The organism is Pantoea sp. SJZ147, from assembly GCF_007828605.1.
GTDB classification, from domain to species: domain Bacteria; phylum Pseudomonadota; class Gammaproteobacteria; order Enterobacterales; family Enterobacteriaceae; genus Pantoea; species Pantoea allii.
Genome location: NZ_VIVB01000001.1, coordinates 206,898 through 225,863 on the forward strand (window position 1 = coordinate 206,898; position 18,966 = coordinate 225,863).

The 18,966-nt window shown below is 54.8% G+C and carries 19 protein-coding genes; 4 read left to right on the forward strand and 15 right to left on the reverse strand.

Annotation, left to right across the window (positions count from 1 at the left end; all coding sequences use genetic code 11):
* Window positions 1-36: 36 nt before the first annotated feature.
* From FBY13_RS00980 to FBY13_RS01035, 12 genes are all read right to left on the reverse strand, one after another.
* Window positions 37-879, reverse strand: a complete 843-nt coding sequence (locus tag FBY13_RS00980; RefSeq protein ID WP_096010663.1) for a class II fructose-bisphosphate aldolase — start codon at window positions 877-879, stop codon at window positions 37-39.
* Window positions 866-2,233, reverse strand: coding sequence for a PTS sugar transporter subunit IIC (locus FBY13_RS00985; RefSeq protein WP_063879548.1), 1,368 nt, complete (start codon window positions 2,231-2,233; stop codon window positions 866-868). Before FBY13_RS00985 ends, FBY13_RS00980 begins: the two co-directional genes overlap by 14 nt.
* The gene (locus tag FBY13_RS00990; protein ID WP_063879547.1) at window positions 2,226-2,540 is read right to left on the reverse strand and encodes a PTS sugar transporter subunit IIB; all 315 of its coding nucleotides are present in this window, start codon (window positions 2,538-2,540) and stop codon (window positions 2,226-2,228) included. Before FBY13_RS00990 ends, FBY13_RS00985 begins: the two co-directional genes overlap by 8 nt.
* Window positions 2,541-2,549: 9 nt before the next feature.
* Complete coding sequence (locus FBY13_RS00995; RefSeq protein WP_109716327.1) at window positions 2,550-3,530, reverse strand: 6-phosphofructokinase; 981 nt, start codon at window positions 3,528-3,530, stop codon at window positions 2,550-2,552.
* Window positions 3,531-4,074: 544 nt separating this feature from the next.
* Window positions 4,075-4,659: a YceI family protein gene (locus tag FBY13_RS01000; protein WP_063879545.1), complete on the reverse strand. Its 585-nt coding sequence runs from the start codon at window positions 4,657-4,659 to the stop codon at window positions 4,075-4,077.
* 118 nt (window positions 4,660-4,777) lie between these two features.
* Entirely contained in the window at window positions 4,778-7,054 is a 2,277-nt protein-coding gene (gene pqqF, locus FBY13_RS01005; protein WP_145393244.1) for a pyrroloquinoline quinone biosynthesis protein PqqF, read from the reverse strand.
* A complete protein-coding gene (gene pqqE / locus FBY13_RS01010; protein ID WP_096010666.1) occupies window positions 7,054-8,196 on the reverse strand; it encodes a pyrroloquinoline quinone biosynthesis protein PqqE in 1,143 nt (380 codons plus the stop codon). Before pqqE ends, pqqF begins: the two co-directional genes overlap by 1 nt.
* Window positions 8,183-8,461, reverse strand: coding sequence for a pyrroloquinoline quinone biosynthesis peptide chaperone PqqD (gene pqqD, locus FBY13_RS01015; protein WP_145393245.1), 279 nt, complete (start codon window positions 8,459-8,461; stop codon window positions 8,183-8,185). The genes pqqE and pqqD overlap by 14 nt, the downstream gene beginning before the upstream one ends.
* Window positions 8,462-8,463: 2 nt before the next feature.
* The gene (gene pqqC / locus FBY13_RS01020) at window positions 8,464-9,219 is read right to left on the reverse strand and encodes a pyrroloquinoline-quinone synthase PqqC (protein ID WP_096010667.1); all 756 of its coding nucleotides are present in this window, start codon (window positions 9,217-9,219) and stop codon (window positions 8,464-8,466) included.
* Window positions 9,220-9,222: 3 nt separating this feature from the next.
* Entirely contained in the window at window positions 9,223-10,140 is a 918-nt protein-coding gene (gene pqqB / locus FBY13_RS01025) for a pyrroloquinoline quinone biosynthesis protein PqqB (RefSeq protein WP_063879540.1), read from the reverse strand.
* Between the two features lie 52 nt (window positions 10,141-10,192).
* A complete protein-coding gene (pqqA, locus tag FBY13_RS01030) occupies window positions 10,193-10,264 on the reverse strand; it encodes a pyrroloquinoline quinone precursor peptide PqqA (RefSeq protein ID WP_009090272.1) in 72 nt (23 codons plus the stop codon).
* Window positions 10,265-10,403: 139 nt separating this feature from the next.
* On the reverse strand, window positions 10,404-11,426 hold the full coding sequence (locus tag FBY13_RS01035) for a dipeptidase (RefSeq protein ID WP_145393246.1): 1,023 nt from the start codon (window positions 11,424-11,426) through the stop codon (window positions 10,404-10,406).
* Window positions 11,427-11,612: 186 nt separating this feature from the next.
* On the opposite strand from FBY13_RS01035, the gene leuA reads away from it, so the two are divergent.
* Window positions 11,613-13,328: a 2-isopropylmalate synthase gene (gene leuA / locus FBY13_RS01040; RefSeq protein ID WP_145393247.1), complete on the forward strand. Its 1,716-nt coding sequence runs from the start codon at window positions 11,613-11,615 to the stop codon at window positions 13,326-13,328.
* On the opposite strand, the gene FBY13_RS01045 is transcribed toward leuA, so the two are convergent.
* Window positions 13,249-14,031, reverse strand: a complete 783-nt coding sequence (locus tag FBY13_RS01045; RefSeq protein WP_063879537.1) for a helix-turn-helix domain-containing protein — start codon at window positions 14,029-14,031, stop codon at window positions 13,249-13,251. The two genes, leuA and FBY13_RS01045, sit on opposite strands and share 80 nt — an antisense overlap.
* Window positions 14,028-14,960 carry an NAD(P)-dependent oxidoreductase gene (locus FBY13_RS01050; protein WP_186440777.1) on the reverse strand — a complete coding sequence of 311 codons (933 nt, stop codon included), beginning with the start codon at window positions 14,958-14,960 and terminating at the stop codon, window positions 14,028-14,030. Before FBY13_RS01050 ends, FBY13_RS01045 begins: the two co-directional genes overlap by 4 nt.
* A 303-nt stretch (window positions 14,961-15,263) precedes the next feature.
* Here FBY13_RS01050 and pqqU point away from each other — a divergent pair, with 303 nt between their 5' ends.
* The 3 genes from pqqU to FBY13_RS01065 all read left to right on the forward strand — a co-directional run bounded on the left by pqqU (window position 15,264) and on the right by FBY13_RS01065 (window position 18,301).
* Window positions 15,264-17,393 carry a TonB-dependent receptor PqqU gene (pqqU, locus tag FBY13_RS01055; RefSeq protein WP_145393249.1) on the forward strand — a complete coding sequence of 710 codons (2,130 nt, stop codon included), beginning with the start codon at window positions 15,264-15,266 and terminating at the stop codon, window positions 17,391-17,393.
* 234 nt (window positions 17,394-17,627) lie between these two features.
* On the forward strand, window positions 17,628-17,876 hold the full coding sequence (locus FBY13_RS01060) for a type II toxin-antitoxin system Phd/YefM family antitoxin (RefSeq protein ID WP_063879534.1): 249 nt from the start codon (window positions 17,628-17,630) through the stop codon (window positions 17,874-17,876).
* Window positions 17,876-18,301: a type II toxin-antitoxin system VapC family toxin gene (locus FBY13_RS01065; protein ID WP_145393250.1), complete on the forward strand. Its 426-nt coding sequence runs from the start codon at window positions 17,876-17,878 to the stop codon at window positions 18,299-18,301. Before FBY13_RS01060 ends, FBY13_RS01065 begins: the two co-directional genes overlap by 1 nt.
* Before the next feature lie 3 nt (window positions 18,302-18,304).
* Here the strand turns inward: FBY13_RS01065 and FBY13_RS01070 are convergent, their stop codons facing one another.
* A complete protein-coding gene (locus tag FBY13_RS01070; RefSeq protein ID WP_063879532.1) occupies window positions 18,305-18,862 on the reverse strand; it encodes an isochorismatase family protein in 558 nt (185 codons plus the stop codon).
* Window positions 18,863-18,966: the final 104 nt, after the last annotated feature.

Below are 18,966 nucleotides of genomic sequence, written 5' to 3' on the forward strand. Positions count from 1 at the left end.
ACCTCAGGTTTATTCACGTCGGGATAATAAAAGTGCTTAACGGAATAGCTGCATTTTCTCAACTAATACATTGGTGACGGCATTATTGGCAGGCACAAGGAAATTACGCACGCTGTCATTGACTTTGCCTTTCTCAAAGGTCGCTTTACACTGGGCAACCCACTGCACATTCATTTCCGTACCTACGTTAACTTTTTCGATACCGCTGCCCACGGCCAGACGCATGTCCTCATCGCTGACCCCGGTTCCGCCGTGCAGGACCAGCGGCGTTCCCGTGGCAGCCGTGATCTCCGCCAGGCGTTGATGCTGGATGTGGGCTTTACCGGTGTAAAGGCCGTGAACGGTACCGATGGAGATGGCCAGCATGTCCACACCGGTTTCATCCACAAAGCGTTTCGCATCCTCGACCGTGGTAAACACGATATCGCTCATTTCCACACATTTTCCGTCTTCAGAACCGCCGATCGCGCCCAGCTCAGCCTCGACGGAAACATTCACGGGGCGGGCCATATCAATCACCCTGCGGGTATTCGCGATATTCTCTTCCAGCGATAAATGTGAACCGTCATACATTACTGAACTGAATCCGGCATTAATTGCCGTCTGAATCGCGTCTAAATCGGAACAGTGATCCAGATGCAAGCAGGTCGGAATATTTTTACTTTTGGATAATGACTTAATGGCATCAACCAATAATTCGTGTCCCAGATATTTCGCGGTCCCGGTTGATATTTGAATCATCAGTGGACTGTGCGTATTTTCTGCCGCTTTAAAAAACGCCGGCAACATCTCAAGACAGTGTAAATTAAACGACCCTACCGCTTTAAATTCACGTTCTTTGGCAATTTTCAGCAATTCGGTAAAGTTATAAAGTTTCATGCACGTTTTCCTCACGGGGCTTAGTGGATTTTCCGTTAACAAACCAGGCGATAGCGGTAACAAAAGCAACGAATACGGCGACAAACAGCCAGTTATGCTGGAAAGCATGTCCCAGAACCAGACCGGTACTGATCACGTCGGAATCACTGAAGGTCACGCCGGTGAAGCCGTAGCTTTCCAGCATCGGTACCAGAATGGCGGGCAGGAAGGTGATAAATAATCCGTGGACGAATCCACCAATCATCGCCCCGCGCCGTCCACCCAGTGCGTTACCAAATACGCCTGCTGTACCGCCGGCAAAAAAGTTGGTCAGCAAGCCGGGCAGAATCATCGCCAGACCAAACATTGGGAAGACCAGCATGCCCACAACAGAGCCGAGCGTGGTCGCAAGAAAGCCGACGATGACCGCGTTAGGCGCATAAGGGAACATGACCGGGCAGTCGAGTGCAGGTTTGGCATCCGGCACCAGTCGCATCGCAATGCCGCGGAAGGCCGGGACCAGTTCATTCAGCAGCAGTCTCACGCCGCTGTATAAAACAAAGACGCCCGCCACAAACTGGATAGACTGCATAAAGGCATACATCAGGTAGTTGGTACCACTGCTGTACTGGGCGATAAAGGCTGGACCTGCCGCCACAGCGGGAATCAGGTACATCGGCACCATGACCACCGCCATAGACAGATAGGTGTCCTGCAAAAACTTAAAGTTATCGGGGAGCTTTAAATCTTCCGTTGAGCGTGAGCCTCGGCCGACGACTTTCGCCACCGCCGCCGTGAGCAGATAACCGATAGTGCAGAAGTGGCCGAGCGCGACGTCATCCGAGTCCGTGATACGACGCACCACCGGCTGTGCCAGTGCCGGCATCACCACCGCCATAATGCCGCCGAAAATACCGCCGGTCAGAATTAACGGTAATCCGGTCAGACCGGCTTTGTAGCCGATCACGGCCCCGATGGTTGCCATCCACAACAGCGCCTGACCGGTGAGGAAGATGTATTTAAACGGTGTCAGGCGCGCAATGATGATATTGACGATAAAGATCACCAGTAGCGTCATGGCCACTTCCGAGCCCAGCTCGCGGTTTGCCAGCCCGGCAATCGCGGCCACGTCGGTGATGTAGCCCTGCATACCGAAACCGTGGGTAAAAATGCTGTTAAGGAAGGTGAGCGCACCCACAATAATGTTGATGCCCGCCATCATGATCAAGAAGCCCAGAAGGGTTTTAAAGGTCCCTTCCACGACCTTCCCGGCCGATTTTTTTTGCAGGACCAGTCCGATTAGCGCAATAAACGCGATCAGAATAGACGCCTGCCCCAATAAGTCTTTAACCAGAAAATTGATTACACTATTCATGATTAGCAACCTTCACATTACGTTCTTTTAAGAAAGCCACGATCTTTTGCTCAATTTCAGCTTTATCGGTGAGTTTATTTAATATAATTACGCGTTTAATTTGCTCTGGTGTGGCGTCGGCATTTAAGACATCCGCAAAGGCTTTTTGCGTTAAAATCATGTCGGATTTAAATGCGTTAGCTTCTGAAATCGTGGTGTGATCGATATCGGCTTCAATCTCCAGTTTTTTTAAAACTGATTTCGCACTCATTTCGATAGCGAAACTTGATCCCAGACCGCAACCACAGACACATAAAATTTTCAGCATGTTTTCTCCTCACAATATATGCAGTTGTTTAGCGAGTTTATAATGGTGCCCTTCTGTATCGACCAGGCGTTTTTTCATGCTTATTAAGTCAATCGGAATAGGCTTATTGCTGCCATTAATAATGACGGCTTTATTCCGCATCCCGGATTGAATACAACGGACGACTTCACTTGCCATAATGGTGCCCTGATAAATCTCCTCACAGGTGGGGTCGCCATTACGCAGTCCATAGCCGACGATCGTTTTGCGAATACGCACGCCGATCAACGGTTCAAGTTGCTTGATTAATGTATCAATCGCGCCCTGAAATCCCGGTGAATATTCTCGTGTGTAACCTTCTGAACAGAGGATTACCACGCTGTTCTGTTCGCTGAGCCGCTGAGTGATGCGTTCTGCCAGCACGCCAGTGGGAATCTGGCACTCCGGGATCAGCGCAAAATCGGCATTGGATTTTATGGCGGACTGTAGCGTCAGCTCACCACAATAACCACCGAGCAGTTCTACCATAAACACACGCCCGGTTAAGGCCCGACCGGTGTTTCTCAGCTTTGCCACCTCTTTTAAAACCTGCTCACAGGCGGTGGAAAAACCCACGGTATAATCACTGCCGTAGACATCGTTATCAATGGTCATTCCGATGCCAAAACAGTTGACGCCAAATTCACTCAGCGTGTGCAAAAATTGCAGCGACCCGTCACCGCCAGCCAGAATTAATACATCAATGCGTAATGTTTTTAACTGCCGGGCAATGGTTTCATATTCGCTGCGAATTAATTTTCGCGCAGTTCTGCCCGACTGCATCACCGGAATGGACGTGATGGAAAAATCCAGTAAATCACGCTGCGATATTTCCTGACAGACATTATCCAGCAGTCCAGGAATACCGCCATTAAATAACACCATTTCCGCCTGGGTCATTCTGCCCACCTGGAAAATGAAATTATTAATGCCGGTTACGTCGCCGCCGCTAATTACCATTCCGATTCTCATCCTGACTTCCTTCTGGCTTAATGCGTCTGACGCTATTGTTTCGGGATAACAGACTGATATTTGCAATTAAGATCACAAAAATGAGAGGAATTTATTTAGGTGATGTATTGACAGCGCGTACAGATGGCTTATTTATGTGAAAGAAATCACATTTTAATCGCAAAGGTGGGTTGTGAGCTTATCCTTTTAAAACAACAAGTTAAATATGACGATCCCCCTCGCTTTTCTGTCAACGTTATATCGCGCAGGCGTCGATAAAATCACGATGCAAATTTGTGATTTTCGCCTCATTTTTTTAGGTACGGCAGAGGATTAATTTTACGCGGGACGGGCTCAGGCTTTTTCAGCCGCCGAAAATAGCGTGATGAAGTGTTTTTTTTTCAGACAATGCTGGCGCTTTTTGAGCCGGTTTCGGTGCCGCCGACTCGTTCAGGGCCTGACAACGCTGAATGCAGACGCTGCCTGTTTGCCGGGTTGCCCGTAGCCAGGCCAGGCAAAAAAAAAACCGGCACCTGAGTGCCGGGCTGAGAACGCAAACGCAGAATTACTTCGCGTACGCTTCGGTAGAGAGCGTCAGTTTCACGTCATCACTGACCGCTGGCACATACTTGTCCAGTTTGAAGTCTGAACGTTTGATGGTGCCGGTGGCATCAAAACCAATCGCCTGCTTCTTCACCATCGGATGCTCGCCCTGCTTGTTCAGCGTGGCGTGCAGTGTGACAGGTTTGGTAATACCTTTCAGGGTGAGGTTCCCTTCTACATCAAACTTGTTATCGCCTTTGGCGATGACTTTAGTGCTGCGGAAGGTGGCGCTGGGGTATTTCGCAACGTCGAAATAGTCCGCACCTTTGAATTCTTTGGTCAGGGCAGCGACATGGCTGTCAATTTTACTTACCGGCAGGGTAACGTCGACACGCGACTGCTCAGGTTTGCTGCTGTCAAACACCAGGGAACCTGTAGCATCTGGAATATCAGCGGTAGGATGCGAAAAGCCGAAGTGCTCCCAGCTCATCACTACAGACGTATGCTGTGGGTCGAGTTGATAATGCATGGCTTCTGCCTGAGAAGCAGGGACATACAGCGCAGCAGCCGCGAGCAGTGGCAGAGTTAAACGTTTTACATTCTTCACTTTCTATTCCTTATTTTATGGCGTCCATCTGAGTTTGGGGCATATAAACGCGAATAAAAAGTGAAGAGATTTGGCGTAAACAATCAAATTTATTCAGCAATATCACTGAGTGATTATTTTAATTCTTACCTTTAGTGTAGAGAATGCGCCAGCGGTGTCGGCAGGTTAACAATCGTTGATGCAGCTGTTGCACCGCTTCCTGAGTCAGTGAGGCGACCTTTTCAGGCTCAAGGTTGGTCAGGCCGTTCGCCTGACGCAGGGCTGCCACCTCGGGGTCTTCTTTCATCCCCATGAGCTGAGTTTTGATCGGGTTGATATCACATTGTGCAACGCCAGGCGTCATGTCATGCAGGAAGGCTTCACAGAACTGAATCAATGTTGATGCCGGACAATCCGGCGACTGTAAGGCAAAAAGAAGGCCATCGGTGTCCACACTGCGATGGTAGCGGCAGCTGACCACATAACCTACCGGCTGCTCAACGCGATAGCGCTGGTAAAAACGCGGCTCACAGATCAGCGCCAGAGCACGAAGCGCTGCCAGTTGCTGCCCGTCGTCCAGGGGAATAAACAGCAAAACAGCACTGTCATCCGTCGCCTGGGGGATACAGGTTTCACCGGCAACCGATGCGGGAGCCGGACGCGTCGGGGAATTCACCTTAAGCACACTGAGCTGCTGCGCCACGATCCGCTGCTGGTCAGCATCACCACCCAACAGGACGGCACGCCAGCCTGCAGGCTCCACAGAGGTAGCCAGTTGGTAAGGCAGTTGCCGCAGCAACTCGCGTATCGCAATGCCCGGTATATGTGGTGAGGATGCGCTGGCTGGCTGGCTCAGGCGTTGCAGAAGCTGCGCCAGCGCCGCGCTGAGCAGTGTCTTGTCTGACGGCAACTGCAGCCTGAGTTGCCAGACGCCCTGAACGTCGCGCCACTCGCCGCTAGCGGCAAAATGGCGTAACACCGCAAAGACGGGCCGTAAGGCATGGTCATATGCCGGGCCCGCCGCGAGCGTGGTAAACAGCTCGGGGCGCAGCACCAGCGTACCCGGCGACGTATCCGGCGCGATATGCGGCAGAACCGCCACATCCGTGGGCGCATCTCTGAGTGGGAAAGGACTTTGCTGCGGGTAAAATGACCAGCTAACCGCCGGGCTACGGTGCGCTGGCACCTGCCAGGTTGCCAGCGCGAGTTCATAGCCCTGTACAAGACGCTTTTCCCCCTGCATATCGGCGGTACAAAAAAGCGTGGTCGCGGCACGGGTGGACAGTTCGCTCAATAAGGCAGAGATATCAGGACATTCACCCACGGCCGCAAAGCCCAGTGCTCGCGCCTGCAGTTGCATCAGTGGCGATTGCGCAGCCAGCCGTTGCTGTGCCAGTTGCCAGTAATGTTGCCGTTGCGCCGTGGTGGTACGACTTAACGCCTGCAGAAACGCATTCAGGAGTGCCATCACAGGCGCAGGCTGCTCGCTGGCGACCGTTATCGCCAGCCAGTCGGTCGTGTCAGATCGATAAAGCCATTTCACCTGCAGGCCGGTCGCGATGTTGCGCGCATGGAGCGAGGCCAGTAAGCCACCCGGCGCCTCATCAAGTAAAAATTCCCGCACCAGAGTGACACTGTCACGAAATGCGGCAGGTAACAGCCAGCTTTGCCACAGCGCGGACGGCCCTTCCTGCTGTAAGGCCAGGCTCCGGTCGGGGGACAGCTGAACCGGTTGCGGGACGATGCTGGCACGCTTGCGCAGCTGCAATGGACGTGGGGAAAATGCGGCGGTAAAGGTTTCTGCCAGATCGGTGAGCGCTTCCAGAGACTGCGGCCCCTGGAGCCACAACGTCATATTCTCGGGGTGATAAAAACGCTGATGAAAGGCCCACAATGCAGCATGCAATTCTGTGACGTTGTCACCAAAAGCTACCCTGTTGCCCGTCTGGAAGCGCTGAAATACGGCGGGGAACGTCACCGGCGTGAAGATAGCGGCTTCCGCCCGCGCCGGAGCATGATGCTGCAGCAGCCGGTATTCCGCATCAATAACGCCAATCTCCTGGCGGATAGCCTCAAGGGTTAATCGTGGCGCACTCAGCATATCCTGCAGGCGCAGCAGACCTTCGCTAAAATTCTCAGGCGCGACTTCAAAAAAGTACGCGCTCTGGCGGGCCTGGCTGCTGGCATTCACCTGCCCCCCGCAGGCCTGAACCCAACTCATCAACCGCCCGTCATTTGGCCAGCGCTGACTGCCGGTAAAAAGCAGGTGCTCAAGCAAATGCGCCAGGCCGGGCCAGCTATCCGGCTCATCATGGCTGCCTGCCGCAACGCTCACCAGTGCCGCTGACTGACTGGCCTCCGGCTGGTGGATCAGCGTCACCTTCAGTCCGTTGAGTTGCAGGCAACGTGTGTGCATTACAGAATCCGCGTTTTATAAATCAGCTGAGAGTTGCTGCGATTGCGGAACTGTAGCTGGCCGATTTTGATGTCGCTACAGTCAGCTTCACGGCGTGCATCAAGAATTTTACCGTGGTGCGGGGATTTACTGCACACCGGATCGGCATTGTCTGCATCGCCGGTAAGCATAAAGGCCTGGCAGCGACAGCCGCCAAAATCTTTCTCTTTTTCGTCACAGGAGCGACAAGGCTCCGGCATCCAGTCAAAGCCCCGATAGCGATTAAAGCCAAACGAGTGGTACCAGATATCTTCCAGGCTCTGCTCAAGCACAGAGGGAAAAGCCACCGGCAGCTGGCGTGCGCTGTGGCACGGGAGTGCCGTGCCTTCCGGCGTGACGCTCAGGAAGATAGCGCCCCATCCGCCCATGCACGGCTTGGGACGTTCTTCATAGTAATCTGGGGTAACAAACAACAGATTGGTCAGATTACCGCTGTCGCTCATGCGTTCACGGTACTGGTTAACGATGCCTTCGGCCCGGGCAATCTGCTCACGGGTTGGCAGCAGGCCCTCGCGGTTTAACTGCGCCCAGCCGTAAAACTGACAGGTCGCCAGCTCCACGTCATCGGCTTCCAGCTCGATACAGAGATCGATGATCTTATCGATCTGGTCAATATTGTGACGGTGCAGGACGAAATTCAGCACCATGGGATAACCATGGGCTTTGACCGCGCGCGCCATGTCCAGCTTCTGCTGAAACGCCTTTTTCGACCCGGCCAGCGCTGCGTTCAGGGTTTCATCACTGGCCTGAAAACTGATCTGAATATGATCCAGCCCGGCGTCGCTGAATGCCTCCAGCTTTTTCTCCGTCAGGCCGATCCCGGAGGTAATGAGGTTGGTATAAAAACCTAAATCGCGCGCCGCTTTGATCAGTTCGGGCAGGTCTTTCCGCGTCAGCGGCTCACCGCCGGAAAAGCCGAGCTGCACGCTGCCCATGGCACGTGCCTGGCGGAACACCTCAATCCACTGCTCGGTGCTCAGCTCTTTTTCCTGCTGGGCAAAATCCAGCGGATTCGAGCAGTACGGGCACTGGAGCGGGCAGCGGTAGGTCAGTTCTGCCAGCAGCCAGAGCGGTGGGTTCACGCCGGGTTTATGCTGGGTCACGAAACTGTATCCACTTTTGTTCATACGCTGACTGCAGGAATTCTTTGACATCCTCGCCGACGCCGCCTGCTTCGGGAAAACGGGCATCCAGGATGGCAATGATGGCGGCAATATCCTGTTTGCCGTCCACCAGCTCCAGAATGGCGGCGGCCGTTTCATTGAGTTTCGCCATGCCTTCTGGATAGAGCACGACGTGACTGTCCTGAGCCGCTTCCCATTGCATACGGTAGCCACGGCGAAAAGCGGCAATTGCGTGTTCGTTCATCGTTATACCAGTCGGGTTGTGTGCCAGGCTGCCTTATCCGTAACGCTATGATAAGGCGGGCGTTTGAGTTCGTAAGCCATTGTCATGGCATCCAGCATCGTCCACAGAATATCCAGCTTGAACTGCAGAATCTCCAACATACGGTTCTGTTTTTCAGCGGTATCACAAAATGCCAGCGCCAGCGCCAGGCCGTGTTCAACGTCGCGGTTCGCCTGACTCAGGCGGCTGCGGAAATAGAAATAGCCCTCTTCTTTGATCCACGGATAGTGCTGAGGCCAGCTGTCGAGCCGCGACTGATGAATCTGGGGGGCAAAGAGTTCGGTAAGGGAACTGCAGGCGGCTTCCTGCCAGTTAGCGCGACGCGCAAAGTTGAGGTAGGCATCAACCGCAAACCGCACGCCCGGCAGGACATGCTGTTCCGAGACCAGCTCATCCCGGCTCAGGCCCACCGCTTCGCCCAGGCGTAACCAGGCTTCAATGCCGCCATCGTCGCCCTGGCTGCCATCGTGATCCAGGATGCGCTGTACCCATTTACGCCGGGTCGCCGGGTCCGGGCAGTTGGCCATGATCGCCGCATCTTTGAGCGGAATACTGGTCTGATAGTAGAAGCGGTTCGCCACCCAGCCCTGAATCTGCTCAGGCGTGGCCTGGCCGTTATGCATCGCAATATGGTAAGGGTGATGAATATGGTAGTACGCGCCTTTATCACGCAGCGCCTGTTCAAAGGCCTGCGGCGATAGGGTTTCCGTAATCAGCATGATTTAGTCCTGAAGATGTATCGCCATCCCGTCGTGACTCACCTCTATTCCCTGTTGTGACAGGAAGTGCCGCTGAGGTGACTGTTCGTTAAGGACAGGATTGGTGTTGTTAATGTGAATTAAAATTTTACGTTTTGCCGGCAGCCGGGCGAGTAATGCCATCAGCCCCTGCTCGTCGGCCAGCGCCAGGTGCCCCATCGCTTTTCCGGTATTTTTGCCCACTCCGGCGGTCAGTAACTCATCGTCCTGCCATACCGTCCCATCAATCAGGAGGCAATCGGCCCGCTCAAGCCAGGGAAGGATCACCGCATCCGGCTCACCAAGGCCTGGCGCATACAGCAGTGTCTGACCATTAGCGCGATTTTCAATAAACAACGCCACGTTGTGGCCCGGTAGCGGACGATCGCGGTATGGCGAGTATGGTGGTGCATTACTGAGAATCGGGATGGCGGTGAACTGAAGATCCGAACAAACATCGACGTTAAACGGCGTTAACGGACGAATGGGCCGATGCTGCAGTCCGCCATTCCAGTGTTTGAGCATGGTAAAGACCGGGAAGCCGGTGGTCAGATCGTCATGAACTTCGGGCGTACACCACACCTGATGTGGGCAGCCTTCACGCAGGCTGAGCAGGCCCGTAGTATGGTCAATCTGGCTGTCGGTAAGAATTATGCCGCCGATGGCTGTACCGCGCAGGACGTTTTTTTTAACCAGTTCTGGCGTGTGCAAAATCTGCTGGCTGATGTCAGGAGAGGCATTGCATAAAACCCAGTCTTCTCCGTTATCGCTAACGATGATCGAGGACTGAGTACGCGGCGTGGCCTGGAGGGTGCCGTTACGCACACCCTGGCAGTTGGGGCAGTTGCAGTTCCATTGCGGAAATCCACCGCCTGCAGCAGATCCAAGGACTTTAATAAACATGAAAGGGACCAGGTGTTGAAACGAAATGCCCGCGCAAACGGCGGGCAAATGATTAGCGGTTGGAGATGTACAGCGTGACTTCCAGACCGAGGCGCAGATCAACAAACGTTGGTTTTTTCCACATAATTTTCTTCCTTATAGATAAACAGACAAATAAATTACTGCAAAACAGCAGTGTGACAGGGATTGAAATGCGAACCTTGTCACACTATTTTCTCGCAGACCGCACAGTGAAATCAATGAAAAGCCCGTAAGAAAACGTGTTAACCCAGCCAGGTTTGTTGCAAAACCCGCAGCCAGTTTCCCCACGTTAATTTCTCCAGTACGTTTTGATCATAGCCCGAGTCGCGAAAAACGGCGAGCAATCGCGGCAGACCGCTCACGTCGCCCAACGCTTCCGGCGGCGAAATCCCGTCAAAGTCCGATCCGAACGCCACATGATTGTCGCCCATTATGTTAATCAAGTGATCACAATGTTTGACGATTTCTGCCAGATCGGTGTCGCTGTCACGTTTACCGTCCGCGCGAAGGAAAGCGTTGCCAAAATTAATACCGACCACCCCACCGCTGGCGCGAATAGCCTTGAGCTGGTCATCCGTCAGGTTTCGGGGCTGTGGGCACAGAACATGGGCGTTGGAGTGGCTGGCAACCAGGGGCGCGTCTGACAGGCGGGCCGTATCCCAGAAGGCTTTTTCATTCATATGCGAAACATCAATCATCATGTGTAGCGCAGCGGCCTGGCCGATCAGCCTTTCCCCCTCTGCCGTCAGCCCCGGGCCGGTGTCCGGCGATCCCGGGAAACTGCCGTTAACGCCTTCACCAAAGCGGTTTTTCAGGTTCCAGAATGGCCCGATGGAGCGGACGCCAGCCTGATAAAAGGCATTCAGCGTTTCCCCGTCTGCGTCCAGGGCGTCAGCGCCTTCAATATGCGCCACCAGCGCCAGAACCCCTTCAGCGCGGCAGGCTTCAATCTCTGCGGCGCAGTGGCAAAGCCTGGCGCGCCCGTCTGACTGCGCGGCTATTTGCTGCAGTATCGCCAGTTGCTGCCACATAATCGTCAGTGGCTCATAGGCTTCTTGCGCCGCACGCGCCGGGGCGACCTGAGCAAGGTAGTCCTGCGGCGGTACAAAAAGAGCAAACAGCCCACCGGCAAAACCGCCCTGCTGCATACGAGAAAAATCCAGATGGCCTTTCGGCACGCCCGCAAAGAATGCCTCTGCGGGCGCATCGCGATGGTACAGCCACAGATTAAGTAACAGATCGTTGTGCCCGTCAAAAACCAGCATAGGAAACCACCTTGGGAAACATCGGCTTATGCTACCGCTCTCTTTCCGCTTCGGCAAACGCCTGCGCACGCAGCGCCACAAGCCGTCAACAAGGTTGTCACTTTTGCGCTTCAGGTTGTCAGTTTTCCGCGCGCGACAGACTTCTCGCCACGCCACACTGGCTTAAACACCTACAAGGAGATGACTATGTTGATGCACCCGGCTGAGAAATACCGCCCGTTCCCCTCCGTTGATCTGGCCGACCGCCAGTGGCCTTCACAACAGATCACCCGTGCGCCGCGCTGGCTGTCTACTGACCTGCGGGATGGAAATCAGGCGCTGGCGGAACCGATGAACCGCACGCAAAAACTTCAGTTCTGGCAGTTGCTGCTGGACTGCAGTGTCAAAGAAATTGAAGCCGCCTTTCCTTCCGCCTCGCAAACCGATTTTGACTTTGTGCGCGACCTGATTGAACAAAAGCGAATTCCAGATGATGTGACGCTGCAGGTATTAACGCCCGCGCGTCAGGACCTGATTGCAAAAACCTTCTGCGCACTGGAAGGGGCACCGCGCGCCATTGTGCATTTGTACAACGCAACCGCTCCCTTATTTCGTGAGCGCGTGTTTAATCAGAGTAAACAACAGATCGTGGCGCTGGCGACCGCAAGCGCACAACAGATTCGAGCCGCCTGTGAGGCCGCGCCCGAAACACAGTGGAGCTTTGAGTACTCGCCGGAAACCTTCTGTTTTACAGAGCCCGCCTTCGCGCTGGAGATTTGTGAAGCGGTCGCCGACGTCTGGCAACCCAGCGCGGAACGGCCGATGATCATTAACCTGCCGGCCACCGTTGAAGTTAATACGCCCAACGTTTACGCCGATCAGATAGAGTTTTTCTGCCGTCACTTTAGCCGACGTGACGCGGTATGTATCAGCGTTCATCCTCATAACGATCGGGGGACGGGCGTGGCCTGCGCGGAACTGGCTCTGCTGGCGGGTGCTGATCGCATTGAAGGCTGCCTGTTTGGCAATGGTGAGCGTACCGGTAATGTCGATTTAGTCACGTTGGCGTTAAATCTTTATACCCAGGGCATTGCGCCAGGACTGGATTTTAGCGATATGGCCCGGGTGATTGAGGTGGTCACCGACTGCAATAAACTGCCGGTCCATCCCCGTCATCCCTATGCAGGCGAGCTGGTTTTTACCGCTTTTTCCGGCTCTCATCAGGATGCGATCAAAAAGGGATTCGCTTATCGCCACCAGCACCAGGAAACGCGGTGGCAGATCCCCTATTTGCCGCTCGATCCTGCCGATATTGGATGCAGTTATGAAGCCGTTATCCGGGTAAACAGTCAGTCAGGTAAAAGCGGCGCGGCCTGGTTGCTGGAGCAAAACCACGGCCTGCACCTTCCCCGCGCACTGCAGCAGGATTTCAGCCGTTGTGTTCAACAGGAAACCGATCTGCATGGAAAAGAAATGACGCAGCATGCTGTCTGGCAACTTTTTTGCCGTCACTATCAGATTGAACAGCCTGCCCTGCGCCTGATGGATGCACACAGTCAAAGCGAGTCGGGCGAGCAGACGCAGTTGCGCGCTCACGTCCATCATCACGACCGCACCGTGCCGCTGACTGGTAGCGGGAATGGCCTGCTTTCCGCCGCCGTTACGGCACTGCGTCAGACGCTGGACCTGGCGCTGACCATTGAACATTATCATGAACATACGCTGGGAAAACGCAGCGACAGCCGCTCAGTCGCCTATGTCAGCTGCATGAATCTTCAGGGTGAACGCCACTGGGGCGTCAGCATCGACAATGATACGTCGCGCGCCGCACTGCAGGCATTGCTTAACGCGGCGAGCCACTTTCTGCCGCAGGAAAGTAGTCCGTTGGTGACACGCCCAGCAGACGGCGAAACATGGCGCTGAAGGCACTTGGGCTTTCATAGCCCAGATCCAGAGCCACGCGCAATACGCTGTCGCCCTGTGCCAGCCGCGTCAGGGCGATAGCCACGCGGGCTCGCCGTACCCAGTCGCTGAACTGCAGGCCGGTTTCACGTACAAAATGGCGAGCCAGTGTTCGACCAGACAGGTTGAGCCTGGCGCTGGCTGCCGCCAGCGACCAGTCGCCAGACAGGTCAGCCTGAACCTGCAGGCAGAGCGCCTGTAAACGTGGACTCTGTGGCAGGGGCAAGGCAAAAGGCAGCACGTCCATGCTGCGTATCTCATCCAGGATCAATTCATAAATCCGTTCGGTGCGGCTGGCTGGCGCGTAGGACACAGGCAAATCGATGGCGTTGATAATCAGCTCGCGCAGCAGCGCAGAAATTTGCACGACCTGACAGCTGGCGGGAAGATCGGCTCTGGCAAAGGGATCGATAAACAGCGTGCGCGCAGCGACCGCCCCGGTGATGTGTAAGCTGTGGCGGGTGAAGGCAGGCAGCCAGACGCCACGGCTGGGCGGTACGGTCCAGCTGCCCAGTTCCGTTTCAACCCGCACTACGCCGCTCAGCGTATGAATAAGCTGCGCGCAGCTGTGATGGTGCCAAGGTTCTGTGGCACCATGCGGATAATCGTGCGCCAGCGGCACCAGCGGGCGGGTGCTGAAATCAAAACTGACCGTCGAACTCATTGCGATTTAAGATACTTGTAGATCACCGCTAAATCCTCTTCACCGTGCCCGGCTTCCACGGCCTGCTGCCAGACGCTGGCGATATTTTCCAGTGCGGGCAGTGAACGCTCAGAGGCGTCCAGCGCCAGCCTTGCGTCTTTGAGCGCCCATTGCAGATGCATCTGCGGGGTATAATCATCGCTGGCGATCATGCCCAGCTTCATTTTGGCATAGGGCACGGCCAGCGGGCCGCCGTCCAGCACCTGCCACAGGTCGTCGGTGGAAAATCCAAACTGGTCGGCGAGCCGGGTACTTTCGGCCAGACTCTGCATCAGACCAATGAGCCAGCTGTTGATGACCAGCTTCATGCGCGAACTCTTGCCCGCCTCACCCAGCCACTGCGTTCCTTTACCTATCGCGCCGAACACGGCTTCTGCTGCCTGAGCACGGGACCGATCGCCGCTGGCCATCACCAGAATCTGGGCGTTTTCTGCGGGGGCTTTGGTGCCGGAAACCGGCGCGTCAATAAACACCACATCGGGGCGCTCCTGAGCGAAGAAGGCAATCAGCGCATCGGTTTTTTCCACACCGATGGTGCCCATCTGGCACAGGGTTGCGCCCTGTTTTAACGCCGCTTTCGCCTCATGCAGCACCTGCTCTGTGGTGCTACCGTCCGATAACATCGCAATCACGACGTCGGCCTGCTGCACCGCGTCCGCGGCAGAAGCGGCTAACGTCAGCCCGGCGTCAATCAAATCTTCGCCCCGTGCGCGGGTGCGGTTCCAGCCGTAAACACTGAAACCTTTTTTGAGCAAATTGGCGGCAAAGGCGTGCCCCATGGCGCCTAATCCCAGTACTGCAACATCAGGTTGTTTCATGCTGATTTCCTTATTTTTGATTAGTGCTGTCCGCCTTAAGCGTACCCGGCGGTGCACGCTAAAATGTAGCACCTGTGACCCTGTACGTCCGCTGGCCATTGCCTTACTGGCTTGCCCGCCTGCCCGCTCGTCGTGCGCTATCTCGGGATTAACCGCGCTGAGGGAATGACGTTTTAACGCCATGACGATCATATAAACCGATCAATCATTTACGATTTCCAAACAACTGACAAAACTATTAATATATGCCGCGATTGTTCCAGTTGGTTCGTTTAGCACCACTAGTTTCGCGACCTGCCGTTAACCGCTGTGGTTTTAAGCCGCGGGTTGGCAGGCGACATACCCAGGGAATCCACGCTTTCAGGCCAAATACAAATGAATATTAAGCGATTACGTCGGGTCAGCATGCCGTTTTTAGTCCTGCCTGCCACATTTTCTTCGCTGCCGCTCTTCGCAGCAGACGGCGATAATACGCTGGTCGTCAGCACGGCACCGTCCGCAAAAGGCCTGAGCGAACTTGATACGCCTGCCGCCGTTAGCGTGGTTAACGGCGATGATATGCGCCAGGCCGCGCCGCGCGTTAACCTGTCAGAAAGCCTGACCAGCGTACCAGGATTGCAGATCCAGAACCGACAAAATTACGCCCAGGACCTGCAGTTGTCCCTGCGCGGCTTTGGTTCCCGTTCCACTTACGGAGTGCGTGGCCTGCGTATTTATGTTGATGGCATTCCTGCCACCATGCCGGATGGTCAGGGACAAACGTCTAACATTGATATCGGCTCGATTGATCGGGTGGAGGTATTGCGTGGGCCGTTTTCTGCGCTGTATGGCAACGCCTCCGGCGGCGTGATTAACGTCATCACCCAAACCGGACAGCAACCCCCGACGCTCGAAGCGGGTAGCTGGTTCGGTAGTTATGGCAGTTGGCGCAACAGCGTGAAAGCCAGCGGTGCCACCGGCGATGGCACACATGCCGGCGACGTTAACTACACGATTTCCGCCTCGCGCTTTACCACTCACGGTTATCGCGACCACAGTGCCGCGCAAAAAAATCTCGGTAATGCAAAGCTGGGCGTGCGCATCGATGACGTCAGCACCCTGACGTTACTGTTCAACAGCGTTCATATCGACGCGCAGGACCCGGGCGGCTTAACGCCGGAACAATGGCGGGCTAATCCCCGTCAGGTTGTCAGCACCGTCTCGCTGTTCAATACGCGCAAAACCGTCGATCAAACCCAGGGCGGCCTGCACTATCAGCGCCAGATGAGTGAAAACGACGACCTCAGTGTGATGATGTATGCCGGTATGCGTGAAACGACGCAGTTCCAGTCGATTCCTGTCAGCGTGCAGCGCAACCCGTCACATCCCGGTGGCGTGATTTCCCTGACTCGCCACTATCAAGGCATTGATACCCGCTGGACGCACCGTGATGCCCTGTTTTCGGTTCCGGTAACGCTTACCGGCGGACTTGATTACGAAACCATGCGCGAGCAGCGTAAAGGTTTTGAGAATTTCACCACGGTAAACGGCGTTACGCAGTTTGGCGAACAGGGAAATATGCGTCGCAACGAACGCAACCTGATGTGGAATCTTGATCCCTACCTGCAAACCAGCTGGCAGCTCAGTGAAAAATGGTCACTGGATGCAGGCATCCGTTTCAGTACGGTCAGTTTTGACTCCAACGATGTTTACATTACGCCAGGTAATGGCGATGACAGTGGCAATGCCCGTTACCACAAATGGCTACCCGCCGCCGCGTTGAAGTACGCCTTTGACGACAGCTGGAACACCTATCTGTCGGCCGGACGCGGCTTCGAAACGCCGACAATAAATGAACTGTCCTATCGTTCAGACGGACAGTCTGGACTGAATCTGGGGCTGAAACCCGCGACCAGCGACACGGTTGAGTTAGGCACTAAAAAACGGCTGGGCAATGGCCTGGTCAGCGCCGCCATTTTCCAGACCGATACCCAGGATGAGATTGTGGCTGACAGCAGCAGCGGCGGGCGTACCACCTATAAAAATGCGGGAGAAACCCGGCGTCGTGGCCTGGAGCTGGGCCTTGATCAGCAGTTTAACGATGACTGGCGGCTGAAGATGGCTTACACCCTGCTGGATGCGCGCTACCGCACCAATGCCTGTGGTGACAACAGCTGCAACGGCAATCGTATTCCCGGCATCGCGCGCAATATGCTTTATACCGGGCTGGCTTACGCCCCTGAACAGGGTTTTTACGCCGGGGCAGAATGGCGTTACATGAGCAATATTGCGGCGGATGACAGCAATGACGTCCGCGCGCCCTCTTACGCTATTATCTCGCTGAACAGCGGCTATAAGTGGCAGGTTGCCAGCTGGACACTGGATCTGTTTGGGCGGGTAGATAACCTGTTTGACCGGAATTACGTGGGCTCGGTGATCGTCAACGAAAGTAACAGCCGTTATTTCGAACCGGCACCGGGGCGCAACTACAGCGTGGGCCTGACGGTCAGTTACGCTTTCCAGTAATACAGGGCGGCCGCGCCGCTATCACGCGGCCGCCGCTCTGGTGACCTCTCTCCGCTATCCTTCCTGACGCTGGCATCTCGCTGTCGTCAGTCAGTTCATTGTATCACCCACCCATCCCGGTTTTCGCTGTGCCATTTTGCGAGAGCACTCGAGGTTTCGTTCAAAACTTGCTCAAAAAGATCCACTCACATAAACTCTATGTAGTAACGTAACTACATGTGAGGAGCACTCACGTTGAACAAAATCTATTCAAGTCGTGCCTTTAATCAAGACGTGTCAAAGGCGAAAAAAGAGGCGGAGGACGGCCCAGTGTACATTACCGATCGCGGTAAACCCGCGCATGTCCTGTTAACGTTTGAGGCTTATCAAACATTAACGGGTGGCAAAAAAAATCTGGCGATGGCATTAGCCATGCCTGAAACAGCAGATATCGATTTTACACCGGAACGCCTAAGTATTACCGCGCGGGATGTCGATTTCTGATGCGATATTTACTGGATACGAATGTCGTTTCCGAATTGCGCAAGGCAGGAACAGCGCGCGTCGAACCAAACGTCGAAGCCTGGGCTGTCACGGTCAGCACTGACAACACCTTTATTTCCGCCCTGACGTTGCTGGAAATAGAGAGAGGGATTTTGCATCTTGAACAGCGGGATGAAGAGCAGGCCCAACGTTTGCGCCTCTGGTATCAGACACAGGTACTTGAGGCGTATCGTCAGCGAACCTTGCCTGTTGATGGCCCCATCGCGCGGCGGTGCGCCCAACTGCACGTGCCCGACCGGCGCGCTGAAACCGATGCGTTGATTGCGGCGACGGCGCTACAGCACGATTTAATCCTGGTCACGCGTAACCTGAAAGATTTCCAGGGACTGGGCGTTATGCTGCTCAATCCCTGGGATATTGCTTAGCGATTACAGCGCGTTGAGTTTTGCACGCACATCATCACAGCTGCCCGTTTCGCCCAGACGGGGAAACACGCGCTTGATGCTGTTTTCATGGGTGTCGCTATTAAGGTCAGTCATTGCATCCACCGCCAATGTGACGTTGTAACCTAATTCATAGGCCTGACGTGCCGTCGATTCCACCCCAATGCTGGTGGCAATGCCGCAAATAACGACCTGCGTAATGCCACGCTTTTGCAGCTCATCATGCAGCGCCGTGTGATGAAAAGCGCCCCAGGTTTTTTTGGTGATGGTCAGGTCGTTATGCTGCGGTGTCATGGCAGGAACCAGGGTTGCCCAGTTTGCAGGCAGCTCGCCTTCGTGACGCGGCATCTCATTGCGTCCTGGCGCACCGCCAGCAACGTTGACCAGCACAACGGGCAGATCTTTTTCACGGAATGCAGCGGCAAGCATTGCGCAGCGTTCGATAACCGGCTGTGGCTCATGCACAACTGGCAGCGCAACAATCCCCTCTTGCAGATCGATGACGATCAGCGCGGTTTTCGCATCAAGTGTGGTTAAAGCCATGATAATTCCTCTGGAAGCGGTAACAGATAACGAGTCAGTAAGGTGCAGACTGCGACGCTCAGGCAGTCAGCGTTTGCAACGAGGTGCAAACAGGCGTGCAGCGC

Bases quoted from the DNA above. Each gene is read 5' to 3' on its own strand.
- FBY13_RS00980 (WP_096010663.1), bottom strand. From the start codon at position 879: ATGAAACTTTATAACTTTACCGAATTGCTGAAAATTGCCAAAGAACGT.
- FBY13_RS00985 (WP_063879548.1), bottom strand. From the start codon at position 2,233: ATGAATAGTGTAATCAATTTTCTGGTTAAAGACTTATTGGGGCAGGCG.
- FBY13_RS00990 (WP_063879547.1), bottom strand. From the start codon at position 2,540: ATGCTGAAAATTTTATGTGTCTGTGGTTGCGGTCTGGGATCAAGTTTC.
- FBY13_RS00995 (WP_109716327.1), bottom strand. From the start codon at position 3,530: ATGAGAATCGGAATGGTAATTAGCGGCGGCGACGTAACCGGCATTAAT.
- pqqF (WP_145393244.1), bottom strand. From the start codon at position 7,054: ATGCACACACGTTGCCTGCAACTCAACGGACTGAAGGTGACGCTGATC.
- pqqD (WP_145393245.1), bottom strand. From the start codon at position 8,461: ATGAACGAACACGCAATTGCCGCTTTTCGCCGTGGCTACCGTATGCAA.
- pqqC (WP_096010667.1), bottom strand. From the start codon at position 9,219: ATGCTGATTACGGAAACCCTATCGCCGCAGGCCTTTGAACAGGCGCTG.
- pqqB (WP_063879540.1), bottom strand. From the start codon at position 10,140: ATGTTTATTAAAGTCCTTGGATCTGCTGCAGGCGGTGGATTTCCGCAA.
- FBY13_RS01035 (WP_145393246.1), bottom strand. From the start codon at position 11,426: ATGCTGGTTTTTGACGGGCACAACGATCTGTTACTTAATCTGTGGCTG.
- leuA (WP_145393247.1), top strand. From the start codon at position 11,613: ATGTTGATGCACCCGGCTGAGAAATACCGCCCGTTCCCCTCCGTTGAT.
- FBY13_RS01045 (WP_063879537.1), bottom strand. From the start codon at position 14,031: ATGAGTTCGACGGTCAGTTTTGATTTCAGCACCCGCCCGCTGGTGCCG.
- pqqU (WP_145393249.1), top strand. From the start codon at position 15,264: ATGAATATTAAGCGATTACGTCGGGTCAGCATGCCGTTTTTAGTCCTG.
- FBY13_RS01065 (WP_145393250.1), top strand. From the start codon at position 17,876: ATGCGATATTTACTGGATACGAATGTCGTTTCCGAATTGCGCAAGGCA.
- FBY13_RS01070 (WP_063879532.1), bottom strand. From the start codon at position 18,862: ATGGCTTTAACCACACTTGATGCGAAAACCGCGCTGATCGTCATCGAT.